At 45.4% G+C, this 760-nt stretch carries 1 protein-coding gene; it reads right to left on the reverse strand.

From position 1 onward, the window contains the following. The coding region (locus PUT07_RS35305; RefSeq protein WP_274473513.1) for an S-layer homology domain-containing protein at positions 1 to 725 on the reverse strand (725 nt) is incomplete at its 3' end. Positions 726 to 760: the final 35 nt, after the last annotated feature.

Here is a 760-nt window from a genome sequence, read left to right on the forward strand (position 1 = left end):
GCTTTTTCAGTGTCAACCGGTTTGTTGAATGTTACTGTTACTTGTTGAGCGCCTGTTGCTTTCGCACCAGTCATGGATACTTTACCAGCCGGTACGTATTGTTGTTTCGCTTCATAAGCACCTGTCAGCAGAAGGTCACGCGTTGCGTTCGCTTGGCCGCCGAAAGTGCCGTCTTCGTTATTGGAAAGAAGTTTCAACTCAAGCGCCATAGCTACATAGCCTTGTGCCCAGCCGGAAACGGTTGTGTCTGTGCCTGTTTTGCCTTTAGCTGCTTCGTCTTGGCCAAGTACGCGAACCAAGAATGTCGCCAGTTGTTCTTTTGTTACTTTACCAGCAGGGTTATATTGACCTTCCGCATAACCGTCAGTCACACCAGCTGTTTTCAAAGCTTCGATGTAAGGAAGTGCATAGCCGTTCGCTGCGTCGGTTACACTAACATCGGAGAAGCTGGATGTTTGCAGGTCTTTATTTACGTCAAGACCCATGATCAAAGCTGCAACTTTTGCGAATTGCGCACGGTTCATTTCTTCTTTCAGGCCAAATGTTGTTTCCGATACGCCATCGAAGATACCCGCGGAGATCATTGCATCGAATTTTGCTTTTGTAGCGGCATCCAGGTCTTTCAAATCTGTGAAATCTGCAGAAGATTTCGCAGCAAAGGCTAAAGATGAAAACATAGAAAGAGCCATAGCAGATGTCAGCACTACGGAAAGAGTTTTCTTCATAAAGGTTTGTTTCCTCCTAATATTTTAAGTTTTTT

Origin of the sequence: Paenibacillus sp. MAHUQ-63 (assembly GCF_028765165.1) — a bacterium.
In the GTDB taxonomy this organism is placed as follows: domain Bacteria; phylum Bacillota; class Bacilli; order Paenibacillales; family NBRC-103111; genus Paenibacillus_E.